General features: G+C 36.3%; 1 protein-coding gene. It reads right to left on the reverse strand.

The genetic code is table 11. The features are described from left to right. Window positions 1-269 (reverse strand): MFS transporter (locus ACFIK8_RS10130; protein WP_375669348.1); only part of this gene is annotated, 269 nt, incomplete at its 3' end. Between the last annotated feature and the right edge of the window lie 92 nt (window positions 270-361).

Genomic DNA, 361 nt, shown 5'->3' on the forward strand with positions numbered 1-361 from the left:
CGTTTACGTCCATAACGATCGGCAATAAATCCAAACAGCCAGCCGCCAATAGGGCGCATAAGAAAGCCAATAAAAAAGACAACGGAAGACTTTAAAAGTTCGGTAACAACATCTCCATCGGAGGGAAAAAACTGTGATGCAAAATAGATGGATGTAAAAGAGTAAACATAAAAATCATACCATTCTACCAGATTACCTGATGCACTAGATATGATAGAGAGAACACGTTTCTTTGTATCATATGGTGCTAAAACTGCTTCCTTCTCCATAAGAATATCCCTTTTATTATGTGCCTATTTTCCTTAAATTTTTTACTTCATTTGAGGCTATTTAAAGCATTTTGTCTTTTGCGTCACCAAAC

The organism is Bartonella sp. MR168JLCBS, from assembly GCF_042194175.1.